Annotated in this window: 12 protein-coding genes; 5 read left to right on the forward strand and 7 right to left on the reverse strand. The window is 72.6% G+C overall.

Going from position 1 to position 16,587, the window contains the following annotated elements; all coding sequences use genetic code 11:
• Positions 1-5: 5 nt before the first annotated feature.
• Genes ACRAKJ_RS15410 through ACRAKJ_RS15430 form a run of 5 tightly spaced genes read right to left on the reverse strand, consistent with a single transcriptional unit; the run spans position 6 to position 3,913 of the window.
• Positions 6-848, reverse strand: a complete 843-nt coding sequence (locus ACRAKJ_RS15410) for a hypothetical protein (protein WP_438920600.1) — start codon at positions 846-848, stop codon at positions 6-8.
• 17 nt (positions 849-865) lie between these two features.
• Complete coding sequence (locus ACRAKJ_RS15415; RefSeq protein ID WP_438920601.1) at positions 866-1,696, reverse strand: hypothetical protein; 831 nt, start codon at positions 1,694-1,696, stop codon at positions 866-868.
• Positions 1,696-2,826: a hypothetical protein gene (locus tag ACRAKJ_RS15420; RefSeq protein WP_438920602.1), complete on the reverse strand. Its 1,131-nt coding sequence runs from the start codon at positions 2,824-2,826 to the stop codon at positions 1,696-1,698. Before ACRAKJ_RS15420 ends, ACRAKJ_RS15415 begins: the two co-directional genes overlap by 1 nt.
• Positions 2,827-2,844: 18 nt before the next feature.
• Positions 2,845-3,168 (reverse strand): type VII secretion target, encoded by a 324-nt coding sequence (locus ACRAKJ_RS15425; RefSeq protein ID WP_438920603.1) that lies wholly within the window; start codon positions 3,166-3,168, stop codon positions 2,845-2,847.
• Positions 3,169-3,205: 37 nt separating this feature from the next.
• Positions 3,206-3,913 carry a YbaB/EbfC family nucleoid-associated protein gene (locus ACRAKJ_RS15430; protein ID WP_438920604.1) on the reverse strand — a complete coding sequence of 236 codons (708 nt, stop codon included), beginning with the start codon at positions 3,911-3,913 and terminating at the stop codon, positions 3,206-3,208.
• 251 nt (positions 3,914-4,164) lie between these two features.
• On the opposite strand from ACRAKJ_RS15430, the gene ACRAKJ_RS15435 reads away from it, so the two are divergent.
• Entirely contained in the window at positions 4,165-6,651 is a 2,487-nt protein-coding gene (locus ACRAKJ_RS15435) for a M14 family zinc carboxypeptidase (RefSeq protein WP_438920605.1), read from the forward strand.
• Positions 6,652-6,711: 60 nt separating this feature from the next.
• Here the strand turns inward: ACRAKJ_RS15435 and ACRAKJ_RS15440 are convergent, their stop codons facing one another.
• Complete coding sequence (locus tag ACRAKJ_RS15440; RefSeq protein ID WP_438920606.1) at positions 6,712-7,719, reverse strand: alpha/beta fold hydrolase; 1,008 nt, start codon at positions 7,717-7,719, stop codon at positions 6,712-6,714.
• Positions 7,720-7,725: 6 nt separating this feature from the next.
• Complete coding sequence (locus ACRAKJ_RS15445; protein WP_438920607.1) at positions 7,726-9,060, reverse strand: cytochrome P450; 1,335 nt, start codon at positions 9,058-9,060, stop codon at positions 7,726-7,728.
• A gap of 161 nt (positions 9,061-9,221) precedes the next feature.
• Between ACRAKJ_RS15445 and ACRAKJ_RS15450 the strand changes: the two genes are divergently transcribed.
• The 4 genes from ACRAKJ_RS15450 to ACRAKJ_RS15465 all read left to right on the forward strand — a co-directional run bounded on the left by ACRAKJ_RS15450 (position 9,222) and on the right by ACRAKJ_RS15465 (position 16,289).
• Complete coding sequence (locus tag ACRAKJ_RS15450; protein WP_438920608.1) at positions 9,222-10,037, forward strand: SAM-dependent methyltransferase; 816 nt, start codon at positions 9,222-9,224, stop codon at positions 10,035-10,037.
• A gap of 114 nt (positions 10,038-10,151) precedes the next feature.
• Positions 10,152-12,278, forward strand: coding sequence for a diguanylate cyclase domain-containing protein (locus ACRAKJ_RS15455; RefSeq protein WP_438920609.1), 2,127 nt, complete (start codon positions 10,152-10,154; stop codon positions 12,276-12,278).
• Between the two features lie 109 nt (positions 12,279-12,387).
• Positions 12,388-13,188 carry a GNAT family N-acetyltransferase gene (locus ACRAKJ_RS15460; protein WP_438920610.1) on the forward strand — a complete coding sequence of 267 codons (801 nt, stop codon included), beginning with the start codon at positions 12,388-12,390 and terminating at the stop codon, positions 13,186-13,188.
• Positions 13,189-13,550: 362 nt separating this feature from the next.
• The gene (locus ACRAKJ_RS15465; RefSeq protein ID WP_438920611.1) at positions 13,551-16,289 is read left to right on the forward strand and encodes a beta-L-arabinofuranosidase domain-containing protein; all 2,739 of its coding nucleotides are present in this window, start codon (positions 13,551-13,553) and stop codon (positions 16,287-16,289) included.
• Positions 16,290-16,587 lie beyond the last annotated feature (298 nt).

The raw sequence follows: 16,587 nt of genomic DNA on the forward strand, positions 1-16,587 counted from the left end.
TGTCCCTAGGTCTGCTGCTTCGACCGGTCGTCGCCGTAGTGCTGGGGTGCGTGGGCCGGTTTTACGCCCAGTCGTTCGAGCAGGCCGATGATCGTGTCGACCTTGGCGATGATCGTGTCCGGGTCGATCCGCTCCGCTTCCGTGGCGTAGGCGAAGCCCGACTCGAAAGTCAGCAAGGTGGGCATGGGGCCCTGGAACAGGTCGGGGCCGGCTTCGTCGACCAGCCATTCGGCTACCTGGGGTGTGAAGGCGCGGGACACGGCGGCCGGGTCCGTGGAGAACACGGTGAACTCGTGGTTCATCGGCTCCGGCAGCCTGACCGGGAACCAGTCCAGTTGGTCGCGAACGGCCGTCGCCGGTGGTTCGCCGGCGGGTCCGGCGGCCTGGGCTTGGGCGGGGGTGAGCGGTCGGCCGCCAAAGCCGACGTGGAGTCGTCGGCAGATCTTCATCGCCGGCAGGAGCGAGGTCGCCACCTCGATCCGGTGTTCGTAGATGATGGTGCTGCTGGCGGTGACCACGTGTTTTTCGATGGATGCTTCGCTGACGCGTACGGACCAGTCGCCTCGTTGGAAGTCGAGTGCGGTTTCGAAGCGGGCGCGTCGCACGGTGCCCATCAGGTTGATCAGGCCGCCGGTCTCGCTCTCCATCGGCCGCCGGAGTTCGGTCGTCCAGGCGCGAGCCCGGTCCCGACCGACCACCGTTCCGCCGAGGGTCGTTGCGAGTGCGGCCAGTGCGTCGGCGTGCTCCCGTTGCTTTCGGCGGTTCCGACGCCAACCCCACCAGTAGATGAGGGCGAACAGGATCAGAAGGATCGCGATGAGCAGTGTGACGCGTGCGGCGAAGTCCATCAGGTGTCCCAGGTCGGTTACTTCGACCGGTCGTCGCCGTAGTGCTGGGGCGGGTGGGCCGGTTTCGCGCCCATCCGTTCCAGCAGACCGATGATCATGTCGACCTTGGCGGTGATGGTGTCCGGGTCGATGCGCTTGGCCGACGTGGCGTAGGCGAAACCGGCCTCGAAGGTCAGCAGGATGGGCATGGGGCCCTCGAAAGGGCTGAGGCCGGCTTCGTCGACCAGCCATTCGGCTACCTGGGGTGTGAAGGCGCGGGACACGGCGGCCGGGTCCGTGGAGAACACGGTGAACTCGTGGTTCGCCGGTTCCGGCAGCCTGACCTGCGACCAGTCCAGTTGGTCGCGCACGACCGTAACCGGTGGTTCGCCGGCCGGTCCGGCGGCTTGGGCCTGGGCGGGGCTGAGTGGTCGGCCGCCGAAGCCGACGTGGAGTCGTCGGCAGATCTTCATCGCCGGCAGGAGCGAGGTCGCCACCTCGACCCGGTGCTCGTAGAACGTGTTGGAGCTGTCCGAGGTGGCCTTCTCCATCGACGCCTCGCTCACGCGCACGGACCAGCCACCCCGCTGGAAGTCCAGCGCCGTTTCGAAGCGGGGCCGCCGGACCGTGCCCAACCAACCGATGAAGCCCTCGGTGTCCGACTGCATCGGCGGCAGCAGTTCGGCCGACCACGGGCGGGCTTCGTCGGGACCGACCACCCTCCCGCCGAGGGTGGTCGCGAGCGCGGTCAGTGCGTCGGCGTGCTCCCGCTGCTCCTTGCGGTTGCTGCGCCAACGCCACCAGAACACGAGGCCGAGCAGTCCGAGGATGATCGCGATGAGCGGTGCGAGATCGAGGACGTATTCCATCAGATGTCCAGGTACCCCTCGGTCTGCTGCTTCGACTGGTCGGTGCCCGTGTCGTCGTAGTCGGCGGCCTTCTGGCCGGAACCGTAGTTCCGGATCGGCTTGTCGATCCCGGCGTTGGTGCCCCTGCCGACCCCCAGCTGTGAAGCCGCCGCGTCGGTGACCGCACCCACCATGGACTTGCCGAACCCGTCCTGCATCCGCTCGCCGAGCATGCCGTCCTTGCCCCAGATCTTCACCATCGGCGAGTTGCTGCCCGGGAGCCTCCCCTCCCGCATGCCGACCGCGACGGCGTGGCTGATCTGCTTGTTGGCCATCGAGCGCTGGAAGGCGGTCTTCACGTTCCCGACCCGCTTGCTCAGGTTCCGCAGGAAGTCGAGGATCTTGGTCAGGAACTGCTTCAGCCTGGCCACGATCCGGGCGACCCGGCTGCCGGTGGCGGCGACCCGCACGCCGGTCGCCGCGCCCGCGGCGGCGGTCGAGGCCCCGAAACTGGGCACGGCCGCCGCCAGCGCGGGTATCCAGATCATGACCAGCCAGGTGATCAGCTCGGTGAGGATCGCCTTGATGAAGTCCTCGACGATCGTCATGATCATGCTGGAGATCTGGAGCACCTGGGCCAGCTCGCCGGCCTGACCGGCGACGCCGTCGATGCCGCTCGCGAACTCGCCGAGCTTCGTGCCGGCCGCCTCCGAAGCGGACCCGCCCCAGCTGGTCACCGAGTTCTGGAGGTCCTCGTCGAACTTCTTGCGCAGCTCGGCCACGCCCTTGGCGATGGCGTCGAAGTTCTCCGCCGCCTGGGCCAGCGCGGGACCGTCACCGCTGACGAAGTGGATCGCGTCCTCCAGCGGCTGCACGACGCTGATCAGGAAGTTCAGCCCTTGTCCGACGAGCCAGCCGATCGGGTCCAGCGCGATACCGAGCGCTGACGTGCCGATCGACCCGATCAGGCCGGTCGCCTCGGAGGCCAGGCCGGTCACCTCCGCGCCGCCGTTCTCCTGGGCCTTGCCCAGCGCCTCCGCGGTCTTGAGGTAGTTGCCGTAGAAGGGGGCGGCCTCCGCCATCTTCTGGCCGGTGTCCTTCTCGCCGACGGTGATCTCGACGCCGCCGGCCGTGGTCTTCACTTCCGCCATGGTGGATTCGTCCCCGCCCTACTGGTTGTCCAGCTCGACCTGGAGGCCGTTCAGCAGCTGCTTGACCGCCTCCTCCTGGTCGTCGTAGTCCTGCGCCGCGCCCGTGAACTTGTCCGAACCGGACTGGAGGCCCTCCTGCATGGCGGTGAACAGGTCATTCAGGTCGTTCAGCATCTCCGTGTAGCTGTCCTTCACGAACAGGCCGACGACGCCCCACGACTTGTTCGACACGTCCGCCTTGGCCACCAGGCCGGCGATCTCGCCGGCGGTGGCGCGGTGGCCGTCGAGCTTGCCGGCGAACGTCCGCAGCTCCTGGGGGCTGACGTCGAAACCGCCGCTCACCGTGCACTCCTCCGCTGGTCGTTGAAATCGGGCACCGTCACCGGTCCTCGTCGTCGTAGAGGTTCAGGAACCGGCCGTCCTGGTCGCGCGCGGGGGGCGGGGGCGGCGCGGAGCGGTCGTCGTCCCGCAGGAAACGGCGCTGCGAGAAGTCGTCCGGCTCCTCGACCGGCGCGGGGCGGCGCGGCGGGGTCGGGCGGGTCGGCGGTGCGGGCGGCACCCGGTGCGGTCCGGGGCCGGCCACGGGCGGGCCGGACGGGCCGGGCGGCGGGCCGAGGGGGCCGGGCGGCGGACCGGGGGGACCGGGCGGCGGGGGAGCCACCGGCGGCGGGCCGGTGGGGGGTTGCTCGGTCATGGCGCGCAGTTCCTGCGGCGTCACGCCGAACAGCTCGGCCTGCGTCTCCAGCACCTGGTCGGTGAGGTGCATGTCGTCGCCGAGCGCGTTCTCCACGATCCCCGCCTGACGGCGCGCGGCCTCGGCGACGGCCTGGCGCAGGGTCGCCATCAGCGCGGCGGCCAGCGCCTGGGGTGGGCGGCGCATCGCGTGGTCGGCCAGCCGGATGTCCTTGATCGCCCCGGACGGGCCCGCCACCACGGTCACCGCGCGGTCCGGCGACGTGGCCACCACCTCCATCGCGGCCAGTTCCCGCTGCATGTCACCGATGCCGGCCACCTGCTGGTCGACCCGGTGCAGCTTGGCCTGGAACTGCTCGAACTGGGCGACGAGCTGGTCGAACTCGGCCGACACGACAAGACCTCCGGGGGGCTTCCGACGTGGCGACGCGCGTGGTCGCCGATGAGCGGCACCCATAGTGGCAAGGCCGCGCCCTCTTCCGTGCCCGAATGGGCAGAAAGAGACGAACGCCGCTCGTAAGCGTGAACGGCTCGTCAGCGCGAACGGGACCGGCGCGGCGCCGACGCCTACTTCCGGCCGTGGCCGGCGCACCTCCCGTGCCCTAGCGTCGAGCGCCTGGTGGGACGATCGAACGGAGTTCGACTATGAGGTCAAGGCACAGATCCACCGCGGCGGTCGTGCGAGCGGGCGTCGCGGTCGGCGTGGTCGGGCTCGCGTTCGCCGGTGTCGCGGTCCCCGCGGCGTCGGCGCAGGACAGGGAGGTGCGGGCCGACCAGGCGGTGACGAGGGCGTGCCACGCGGCCCTGCTGCCGCCCGGCACGGCCGGGGTGGACCGGCGCGAGGTCACCTCGAACGTCGTCGGCCTGGTCCAGGCGCGCCTGACGCCGGCCGCGGGCCGCGAGGGCGACTGGGACCTCGCCGTGTTCGACCGGGCCACCGGCGCGGTCGTGGCCGCGTCCGCCGCGCTGCGCAGCCGCGAGCTGGCCGAGAGCTTCGTGACCGCCGGGCAGCAGCTCGTCGTGCAGGCGTGCCGGTACGGCGGCCCGGCCCGGACGGCCACCCTGGGCGTGGACTTCCTCGCCCTCACCCCGCAGGGCACGCCGACCGCCGCGGAACGCGCCGAGGTCGTGCGCGTGGAGACGCCGCGCCAGGAGGACAAGGACACCCTGCTCGGCCTCGACCTGGACCTCACCGAGAAGGGCGACGCCACCGGCGTCGAGGTCGTGCTCGCCGGGGACGCGGACCGCGAGACCCTGCGCGCCAGCGGCCTGGCCCACACCACGGTGGACCCCGACCTGTCCAGGACCTCGCGCGACGCCGCCGCGCAGGACCGGGCGTACGCCTCCCGGGGCCGCGCGTCGGGCCTGCCCTCCGGCCGCACCTCCTACCGGCACCTCTACGACTACGAGTACGAGCTGAAGGAGCTGGCCCGCGGCAACCCCCGGCTGGTGCGGGCGTTCACGCTGCCCGAGCCGACCGTCGAGGGCCGTGACGTGGTGGCCGTCGAGATCGCCAAGGACGTGGACAACGCCGCCGACGGCAAGCCCGTCAACCTGCTCATGGGCGTGCACCACGCCCGCGAGTGGCCGGCCGGCGAGCACGCGATGGAGTGGGCCCACGAGCTGGTCAACGGCTACCACCGGGACCAGGCGATCCGCTCGCAGGTGGTCAAGACCCGCAACGTCGTCGTGCCGATCGTCAACGCGGACGGCTTCTCCGTCTCCCGCGAGGCCGAGCCGAAGGGCGACTTCACCCGGTTCGACTACGAGATGAAGCGCAAGAACTGCCGCGCGGACGACTCGCCGCCGCAGCTGCGCACGGGCGTCTGCAAGGCCAACCCCGGCGGTGCCGCGCGCGGCACCGACCCGAACCGCAACTACGCCGGCTTCTGGGGCGGCGCGGGCGCGGGCCTCACGTGGAGCAGCGAGACGTTCCGCGGTTCCGCGCCGTTCTCCGAGCCGGAGACCCGCAACGTCCGCGCGCTGGTCTCCTCGCGGGCGGTCACCAACCTGATCACCCTGCACACCTACGGCAACCTGGTGCTGCGCCCGCCGGGCGTGGCCGCGGTGCGCGCCCCGCTGGAGGAGCCGGTCGTCCAGGCGCTGGGTGACCGGATGGCCTCGCGCAACGGCTACGACAGCATCCCGTCGTGGGGCCTGTACGACACGAGCGGCACCACCGAGGACTGGTCGTACTGGGCCACCGGCGGTTTCGGGTTCACCTTCGAGATCAATCCCGGCGGCTTCCACCCGCCGTTCGAGAACGCGGTCGTCGCCGAGTACGTCGGCGCGGCGCCCGCGGCGGGCGCGGGCAAGGGCGGCAACCGGGGCGCGTTCCTGGAGATGCTGGCCAACGCCGCCGACCCGGCCGCGCACTCCACGCTGGTCGGCAGCGCGCCCGCCGGCCACCGGCTGAAGGTGCACAAGACGTTCCGGACGCCGACCTCGCCGGTGCGGCAGCCGGACGGCACCACCGCGCCGCCGATCCAGGTCACCGACACCGTCGAGTCGAACTACGCGTCCACCGGCGGCCGGTTCACCTGGTCGGTCAACCCCTCGACGCGCCCGTACGTGGCCGGTCGCTACGGCCGCGACCCGCAGGCACCGCCGCAGGCCGCGGTCGCGCTGGCGAACCCGCCCGGCGTGCCCGCGGAGAACACCTCGTTCCCCGGCAACCCGGTGGCCGAGAGCATCCCGTTCACCGTCGAGGCGCTGCCCGCGGCGGACAACGGCCGGTTCGACGTGTCGGTGTCGTGGACGTCCACCCGCACCGACTGGGACCTGTTCGTCCTCGACGCCTCGGGCCAGGTGGTCACGCAGTCGGCGCAGGGCGGCACGAACTCCGAGCGCGCCACCCTGCTCGACCCGCCCGCCGGCCGGTACACCGCGGTCCTGGTGAACTACGACCAGGTCGACCCGGCCAACCCGGACGACTGGGCCGCGGGCAAGGTCGAGTTCTCCTCCCCGGTGCCCCCGACCTACGGCGTGCAGGAGGCGTACACCCTCACCTGCACCGACCGCGACGGGCGGCTGGTCGGCCTGACCGACGTCTTCGTCGACCGGGGCCAGACGGTCGACGTGGGCGAGGTCTGCACCGACTCCGCGCGCGGCACCAAGCAGCGGCGGCGCTGACCGGACGGCGCTGACCGCACGGCCCGGTGGCCCCCGCGCGTGCGGGGGCCACCGGGGCGGTCAGCCGATCGCCCTCGTCCACTCGACGACCGCCCGGTGGTAGTCCGGGGCGTTCGCGGAGAAGTTGAGCGAGTGGCCGTAACCGGGCACGACGTGCGTGCGCAGCCGCGCCTCGGGCGCGTAGAACCGCCCCTCCGACGCGCGCAGCGCTTCGGCCGACGAGCAGTCCGCGCCGAGCGGCGGGCCGCAGAAGTTGCCGTCACCGCTCCCCATCACGAGCATGACCGGCACGGTGATCAGCCTCGACAGCGGGACGAGGCTGCCGACCAGGACGGTGTCCACGGTCTCCGTCGGCGTGACGACGTCCTTGGTGGCCTCGTCGAAGGCGATGGCGCCCGGGTCCACCGCGCCCGGCGTGTGGAACGACGAGTAGCGGCTGCCGGCGGTGGTGGTGAGGTAGCCGGGTTCCAGGCCGCGCCAGGCGAACTTCGGGTCCAGCAGGGTCGGGACCAGGGTGGTGAAGACCGGCACCGCGCCCGGCAGGTTGATCCGGTGGGTGAGGCCGGTGATCACCACGCCGTCCACGTCGCGGTACGCGACCGCCACCGTCGTGGCGATCGCCGAGCCGATCGAGTGACCGACGAGCACCACCCGGTCGAACCGCGGCCGCAGCGACCGGACGACCTCGTGCACGGCCTTCGCCTGCGACGACACGGTGACCAGCGCGCTCAGCGGCCTCGAACTGCGCCCGCTGCCGAGCCGGTCGACGGCGACGGTGGCGATGCCGGCCCGGTTCACCGCCTGCCGGTACGACCTGCTGTCCGGGGCGTAGCCGATGTCCCAGTACGCGCCGGTGTACGTGCCGCCGGGCACCAGGACCTGCACCGTCGTCGCGCCGGGCGGTACGCACAGCCTGCCGTGCACCGAGTGCGCCAGCAGGCCGATCCGCACCGGCACCCGCACGTCCTCGCACGTGGTCTGCGCCGCGCCGGCCGTGCCGGGTGCGAGGCCGACCCCGGCGACGAGCAGCAGGACGGTGCCGAACCGGCGGAAACGCGACCAACCCACGGGGGACTACCTCCAACTCGGATCACGGGGGACCGCCGTCATCAACATCCCGCTGGGGTAGGCGGCGGACGTGAACTTGACGCGCACGGGCCTGCCCGGCACGGGGACCAGCCGCCACCGGGCCGCGACGGTGGCGGCGGTGACGAGGATCTCGGCGCGGGCGAACAGGTTCCCGACGCACTGGCGCGAGCCCGCGCCGAACGGGACGAACGCGCCCTTGGGGACGGTCGCGGCGCGCTCGGGCGACCAGCGGTCGGGGTCGAAGCGGTACGGGTCCTCGAAGGACGCCGGGTCGTGGTGCAGGGCGTGCGGGCTGTAGATCACCTCGGCGCCCTCGGGCAGCCGCACGCCGCCCAGCTCGACCGGCACGAGGGTGCGCCGCATCAGGAACCAGACCGGGTACAGGCGCAGCACCTCGTTGACGACCCGGTTGAGGTAGGTGAGCCGGCCGGTGTCGGCGAAGGTGGGTGCGCGCCCGCCCAGCACCTCGTCGACCTCGGCGTGGACGCGGCGCTCGACCTCCGGGTGCCGGCCGAGTTCGTGGAACGTCCAGGCCAGCGCCAGCGCGGTGGTCTCGATGCCGCCGACGAGCAGCGTCATGACCTCGTCGTGCACCTGCTCGTCGGACATGCCCGCGCCGCTGTCCGCGTCCCGGGCCAGGAGCAGCACCGACAGCAGGTCGCCGCGGTCGGTGCCCGCCTCCCGCCACCCGCGCACGACGTCGAGCACGATCGAGCGCAGCCGCCCGGTGGCGGCGTCGAACTCCCGGTTGCCGCGCAGGGGCAGCTTCTCGACGAACGAGGGCGCGACGGCGCGGACCATGCCGTGCTTGAGCACGGTGAAGATGGACCGGCGCACCTCCTCGACCGCGCGCTGCCCCATCTCGGTGGAGAACAGCGCCTCGCCCACCACGGTGACGGCGAGCGCCTGGGTGTCCTCCTCGACCGCGCGCACCTGGCCGGGCCGCCACGCCGCCGTCAGGTCGGCCGCCGCGCGGGCCATGACCTCGGCGTGGCGGACGAGGCGCTCGCCGTGGAACGCGGGCCGCACCATCCGGCGCTGGCGGCGGTGGAAAGCACCGTCGGACGTGGCCAGGCCGTTGCCGAAGATCGGTCGGAACTTGTCGTACAACGCGCCTTTCCGGAACGACGAACCCTTCGAGACCAGCAGTTCGTGAACAAGTCGAGGACTTGTCACGAAATAGGCCGGCGTCGTTCCGAGGTCAATCCGCACGATGTCGCCGCTTTTCCGCAAAGATGCGGTGAACTCATGGCGGCGACGCAACATCGATAAGCTGTGGCCGAGCAGGGGGAGACGGCCCGGGGCCACCGGGACAGGCATGTCCGCTCCTCGCCGAATTCAAGTGGATGCGCCACGATAGAAGCCGTTCAGGTGAGGGGGACAGCGCCTGAACGGGTGGTCTCGTCCACTCCGACGGGGTAATGGGGGCCACCGGTCGGCGGCTAGGATGATGCACTCGATGATGAAATGGGGTGTTCGCGGTGACCCAGCGCGAGTGGATTCCGCAGGGCGTCGACGTTTCCGTGCCGAGCATGGCCCGCACCTACGACTACCTGCTCGGCGGCGCCCACAACTTCGCGGTGGACCGCGAACTGGCCGCCCACGTCGAGCGCGTCATGCCGGACGCGCGTTCCGCCGCGCGCGTGAACAGGGCATTCCTCGGCAGGGTGATCCGGTACATGGTGGGCCAGGGGATCACGCAGTTCCTCGACATCGGTTCCGGTATCCCGACCGTGGCCAACGTGCACGAGGTCGCCCAGACCGAGGACCCGTCGTGCCGGGTCGTGTACGTCGACAAGGACCCGATCGCGGTGGCGCACAGCGAGCTGCTGCTGGCGGACAACGACCGCGCCACCGTCGTGCAGGGCGACATGCGCGACCCCGACTCGGTCCTGCACCACCCGGAGACCCGCGGGACGCTCGACTTCGACCGGCCCATCGGCCTGCTGGTGCTGATGATGCTGCACTGGGTGCCGGACGAGGACGACCCGTGGAAGCTGATGGGGCGGTACCGCGACGCACTGGTCCCCGGCAGCCACCTGGCGATCACCCACGTCACCGCGGACGGCCAGGACCGGCGCCTGGCGGAGGTGACGGACCTGATCCAGGAGAGCCGCAGCGCCGACCGGCTCACCGAGCGCCCGCACGAGCAGGTGCTGCGGCTGTTCGGCGACTTCGAGGTGGTCGAGCCCGGCCTGGTCGGGTGCGCGGCGTGGCGGCCCACCCGGCGCGGCGACGTCTCCGACACCCCGGAGATGAACACGGTGATCTACGGCGGCGTCGGCCGGAAGCGCTGACCCCCGCCCCACCCGCGTCCGACCTCGACGGACCCCACCGACCGCGACGGACCTCGACGACCGCGACCTACCCCGACGACCGCGACCGACCCCGACGAAGCAGGTCAGGACCCGATGCCGCAGCCAGGCCCCGCCCACGAACCCCGGCCGGTCGACCCGGGCGGCGCACGCGCGCGGGAACTCCTCGCGCGCAAGTGGGCGTACCTGCTCGGCGGCGTCGAGGTGATCCCGCTGAGCACGGAGGAGCTGGACCGGGAACTGCGCGACCAGCTCGACGCCGTGTGCTCCGCCGTGGCCCGCGACCCGTTCGACGCCGCCGCGGTCGAGCGGGTCGGCGAACGCGTCGTCGCCCTGGGGTACGTCGGCGAGGAAGGGCTGCGCTGCACCGCCGAGGTTCTCGGCAAGGGGCTCCCGGCGCTGCCCGAGTTCCAGCCGGTCGCCGCCCGCGCGGACCGGATCGCGCTCGCGATCGGCGCGCTGGCCACCGGGTTCCTGGTGGCGAACCGGCGCACGGTGTTCGAGCAGCAGGAACGGATGCAGCTGTCGCTGCTCAAGGCCGTGCGCGACGCCAAGTGGAACCTGCGGGAGAGCCAGGCCCGCTTCGACGAGGTGGCCACGTCGTCGTCGAGCGGCATCGCGATCGTCGCCCCGGACGGGCGGATCGTGCGCGCCAACGGCGCGATCTGCGACATCCTCGACCGCACCGCCGCCGAACTGGCCGACCTGACCCTGTTCGACCTCGTGCACCCGGAGGTGGTCGGGATGCTGCGCGCCGCGATGCGGGCCGTCGAGGAGGGCGGGCAGGACCGCGTCCGGCAGTCGCAGCGGTTGCTGCGCAGGAACGGCGACGTCGCCCGGATCTCGCTGACCGCCTCCCTGCTGCGCGACGCCGACGGCGGTCCGGGCCACTTCGTGGTGGTCGTCGAGGACGGCACCGAGCTGGCGCTGCTCCAGGGCGAGCTGAACCGGCAGGCGCTGCACGACGTGCTCACCGGCCTGCCGAACCGGCAGTTCTTCAGCAGCCACCTGGAGAGCGCGGTGCGCCGCGCCGACCCGGTGCACGGCGTGACGCTGCTGCACCTCGACCTGGACGCGTTCGGCATGGTGTGCGACAGCCTCGGGTGGCGCGCCGGCGAGCGGCTGCTGGTGCACGTCGCGCAGCGGTTGCAGTCCCTGCTGGCGCTGGAGAAGGCGATGGTCGCCCGGTTCGACGGCGACGAGTTCGGCGTCCTCGTGGAGAACACGGCGAGCACCCCGGACATCGCCAGCACCGTGGCCGCCGTCAACCGGGAGCTGGCCGAACCCGTGTACGTCGACGGGCACGGCCTGGCGGTGTCCGCGTCGATCGGCGTGGCGCGCGGCTCGTCGCGCGACCAGGACCACACCGAGCTGCTGCGCGCGGCCGACCAGGCGCTGCGCCGGGCCAAGAGCGGGCGGCGCGGGCAGTGGACGCTGTTCGACCCGGAGCAGGACATGGCCGACCGGTCCGCGCACGCGCTGGCCGTCGGCATGCCCGGCGCCTGGGAGCAGGGCGAGATCGACGTCCGGTACCGGCCGGTGGCGCGGCTGGCCGACGGTGTCGTCGCGGGTGCGGAAGCGGTGCTGCACTGGGCGCGGCCGGAAGGGCACGTCCCGCACGAGCGGTGCGTGGGCCTCGCCGAGGGGACGGGCCTCATCCTGCCGCTGGGCGAGTGGCTGCTCGCCACCGCCGCCGGTCAGGTCCGGTGGTGGGGGCGGCGCGACGGCTCCGCGCCGCCGCTGACCGTCGCCCTGACCGCGCACCAGGCGTCCGACGCGGACCTCGTGTCCCGGGTGGTGCGGGTCCTGGACGGCACCGGCCTGCCGGCGGACCGGCTGGTGGTCGGCGTGCCGGTGGGCGTGGTCGCGGTGCCCGAGGTGGCGGACAACCTCGGCGTGCTGGCCGAGATGGGCGTGCGGACGGCGCTGGAGGACTTCGGCCTGGGGCCGGACGACCTGGCCGCCGCGCAGGACTTCGGCGTCCGCTCGGTCCGGGTGGCCGCGCGCCTGGTGGACCTGCGGGACAGGGACGGCGCCGGTTACGCGCGCGCCGTGGTGCCCGTGCTGCGCGACGCCGGGGTCACCGTCGTCGTCGACGGCGTCGGCACGGCGGAGCAGGCGGACTGGTGGCGGGAGGCCGGTGCGGAGCTGGGCACCGGCCCGCACTTCGGCCCGGCCCGACCCGCCGCCGGGTTCCGCGAGGGCCTGGAGGGCCCCGCCTGAGCCGGGCGCGCACCGCGACGGGGGCGGCCGTTCTCCCCGCGCTCCGTCGCGCGCTGGTGATCACCCGCTCGGTAGGATGCGCCTCCTCGACGACCGACAGGGGGCACCGGTGGCGGATCTCGCGGACTCGACCGAGTCGGTGGAGCAGCTCGCGCTGGTCTGGCGCGGCATGGTCCTCGACCGCGATCCCGACGCCGACGTGCGGGACCTCCCCGGCATCGCCGTCCGCTGGGCCGACAGCCGGTTCGCGTTCTGGAACTGCGCCACGCTGACCGAGGTCGGCGCGGACGCGGAACTCGCGGCGCGCCGCCTGGCCGAGGCGGCGGAGGTCATGCGCTCGAAGCGGCGCCCCGGTTTCCTGTGGCTCTTCGAGGACCTCCTGACCGACGACGCGCGCGCCGGGCTGGACGCGGCGGCCGACCGGGCCGGTCTCGCCTTCGCCTTCGCCGGCACCGGCATGGCGGGCGACCTGGTGTTCGGCGCCGAGCCGGAGCACCCCGACCTGACGTTCGCGCGCGTGACCTCGGACGAGCAGCTGCGCGACTACGCCGACCTCAACTCGCGCGCCTACGGCTTCCCGCTGGAGGACGGCCGTGACGGGCTGCTCGGCTCCGCGTTGTGGAAGGACCGCGTCCACGCCTACCTGGGTCTGAAGGAGGGCGTACCGGTGACGTGCGCCGCGGCCGTCGAGGCGGAGGGGCGCCTGTTCGTCGCGCTCGTCGCCACCGACCCGGACCACCAGCGCGAGGGGTACGGCGAGGCGGTGACGCGCAAGGCGCTGCACGAGGGCCACCGGGCCACCGGGCTGACCCGCGCCACCCTGCACGCGACCGCGGCCGGCGCGCCCGTGTACCGGCGGATCGGCCTGGCGCCGAACTCGGCGGTGCGCTTCTACGGCCTCAAGGGCTGACGGGACCCGCCCCGAGCACGGGCGGAGCACGACCACGCTCTGCGCACCTTGCTGTGCACGTTCACAACCGCTGAGCAGTTCGAACGGCGTTCGCCGGCCCAGCAGCGCCGAAGTGCTAAAGTTAGCGCTCACAATTTCCGTGCTCCCAGCGTTGACTGCCCGTCCGGGCCGTGGCTAGGTTGGAGCGCACCAGAGGCCGCTCCACCGAACGTCGACGATGACGATGGGGACGCTGTGCGACGAGTGCGCGAGAACGTGCCACGCCGAACCCGGGCGGCGGGACTCGGCGGCTCACCCTCGATCACCGTGCTGGAACCCCGCGTTCGACGCGGTCTCCCGACGCAGCAGACCACGGGAGCCCCATGTCGTCCTCATCCTTCAGCCGCCGCCGCTTGTTGCAGGCCGCGGGTGTCGCCGCCGTCGCGACCACCGCGCCCGGCCTGGTCCCGGGAACCGCGGGGGCGGCGACCGTCCCCCCGGTCCGGGCCGACATCGGCGTGTCGGCGTCCGCCTTCGACCTCGGCCAGGTCCGCCTGACCGCGGGCCGCTGGATGGACAACCAGAGCCGCACGCTGTCCTACCTGAAGTTCATCGACGTCAACCGCCTGCTCTACAACTTCCGCGCCAACCACCGCCTCCCCACCAACGGCGCGGCGGCGCTCGGCGGCTGGGAGGCGCCGAACTTCCCGTTCCGCACGCACAGCCAGGGGCACTTCCTCAGCGCGTGGGCCCAGGCGTGGGCGGTGCTGGGCGACACCACGTGCCGCGACCGGGCCAACCTCGTGGTCGCGGAGCTGGCCAAGTGCCAGGCGAACAACGCCGCGGCCGGGTTCACCGCCGGCTACCTGTCCGGCTTCCCCGAGTCCGACTTCGACGCGATGGAGGCGGGCAGCCCGAAGTCGGTGTCGTACTACTCGCTGCACAAGACGCTGGCCGGCCTGCTCGACGTGTGGCGGTACGTCGGCAACACGCAGGCCCGCGACGTGCTGCTGCGGTTCGCCGGCTGGGTGGACTGGCGCACCGCCCGGCTGTCCTACAGCCAGATGCAGCGCGTGCTGGGCACCGAGTTCGGCGGCATGAACGCGGTGCTCGCCGACCTCTACCAGCAGACCGGTGACGCGCGGTGGCTGGCGACGGCGCAGCGGTTCGACCACGCCGCCGTGTTCGACCCGCTGGCTGCCAACCAGGACCGGCTCAACGGCCTGCACGCGAACACGCAGGTGCCCAAGTGGATCGGGGCGGCGCGCGAGTACAAGGCCACCGGCACCACCCGCTACCGCGACATCGCCACCAACGCGTGGAACATCACCGTCGGCGCGCACACCTACGTCATCGGCGGCAACAGCCAGGCCGAGCACTTCCGCGCGCCCAACGCCATCGCGGCCTACCTCAACACCGACACGGCCGAGGCGTGCAACACCTACAACATGCTCAAGCTGACCCGCGAGCTGTGGCTGCTCGACCCGAACCGGTCGGCCTACTTCGACTTCTACGAGCGCGCCCTGCTCAACCACCTGATCGGGCAGCAGAACCCGGCCGACCCGCACGGGCACATCTGCTACTTCACCGGTCTCAACCCCGGCCACCGGCGCGGCAACACCGGCCCGGCGTGGGGCGGCGGCAACTGGAGCACCGACTACGGCACGTTCTGGTGCTGCCAGGGCACCGCCCTGGAGGTCAACACGGCGCTGGCGAACTCGGTCTACTTCCGCGACGGCACCACGCTCACGGTCAACCTGTTCACGCCGTCCGTGCTGAACTGGTCGGAGCGCGGCATCACGGTCACCCAGAGCACGACCTTCCCGGTGTCGGACACCACGACGCTGACCGTCACCGGCAACGCGGGCGGGTCGTGGACGATGCGCGTGCGCGTCCCGGCGTGGACGAGCGGGGCGACGATCAGCGTCAACGGCGTCGCGCAGGGCATCGCCACCACGCCCGGCAGCTACGCGAGCCTCACCCGGTCGTGGACCTCCGGTGACGTGGTGACGGTCCGGCTGCCGATGCGGGTGGTCGTGCAGCCCGCCAACGACAACCCGAACGTCGTCGCGCTCCTGTACGGCCCGGTCGTGCTGTCGGGCAACTACGGCGCCGCGGCGCTGTCCCGGCTGCCGTCGCTGAACACCGCGTCCGTCACCCGCACCGGCACCTCGACGCTCGCGTTCACCGCGCAGGCGGACGGTGCGAGCGTGAACCTCGGCCCGTTCTACGACGCGCACGGCCACAACTACACCGTCTACTGGAACACCGGCGGCGGCGGTGGTGGCACCGGGAGCGGCTACCGGCTGTTCAACGCGGCCAGCGGCCTCGTGCTGGGCGTGCAGGACATGTCCACCGCCGACGGCGGCCTGGCCGTGCAGTGGGGCGACACCGGCACCGCCGACCACGACTGGTCGGTGGTCGTCGACGGCTCCTACGTCCGGCTGCGCAACGCGAACAGCGGCAAGGTGCTCGGCGTGCAGGACATGTCCACCGCCGACAACGCCCGCGTCCTCCAGTGGTCCGACACGGGCACCGCCGACCACCGCTGGACCGTCGTCGACAACGGCGACGGCACGCACAGGCTGCGCAACGCGAACAGCGGCAAGCTGCTCGGCATCCTGAACGGCTCCACCGCGCAGGGCGCGCAGGCCGTGCAGGACCCGGACAACGGCAGCGCCGACAACCGGTGGCGGTTCGTGCCCACGGGCGCCCGCCGCGTGCAGAACCGCGCCAGCGGGCTGGTGCTGGGCGTGCAGGACATGTCCACCGCCGACGGCGGCGCGGTCGTGCAGTGGGACGACAGCGGCACGGCCGACCACCTGTGGACCGCCGTGCTGGACCCCGACGGTTACTTCCGGCTGCGCAACTCCCACAGCGGCAAGGTGCTGGGCGTGGAGAACGGGGCCAACGCCAACGGCGCGCGGGTCCTCCAGTGGGCGGACAACGGCACCGCCGACCACCGCTGGCGGTTGCGCTACGGCGCCGACGGGTACTTCCGCGTCCAGTGCGCCAACGGCGGCCGGGTGCTCGGCGTGACCGGCGCGTCCACGGCGCGCGGCGCGCAGGTCGTGCTGTGGGACGACAACGGCACCGCCGACCACCTCTGGCGGTTCGTGTAGCCGGCACGGGGGCGTCCCGCGCGGTCGTGCGGGACGCCTCCCGGGGGCGTCACGATGGTGCTCGCCCTGGTCGCGAGGACCGGCGGGTGCCCGCCACCCGCACCGCCGACACCGGCCGCACGCTCCTCGCGCCCGGTGGGCCGTGGTGGCCGTAAATCGGTTGGGCCCGTCCGGCGGGCGGACTAGCCTGGTCGCCATGTGCTCCTGCTCCGGCTACGCCGCCATGCGCGCGGCGATGAGGCCCCGCTCCGCCCGCTGACGGCGGCGCACCGAGGACCCCTCCCTGCCCGCCGTTCCG

The sequence above is a fragment of the Saccharothrix sp. DSM 118769 genome (assembly GCF_052936295.1).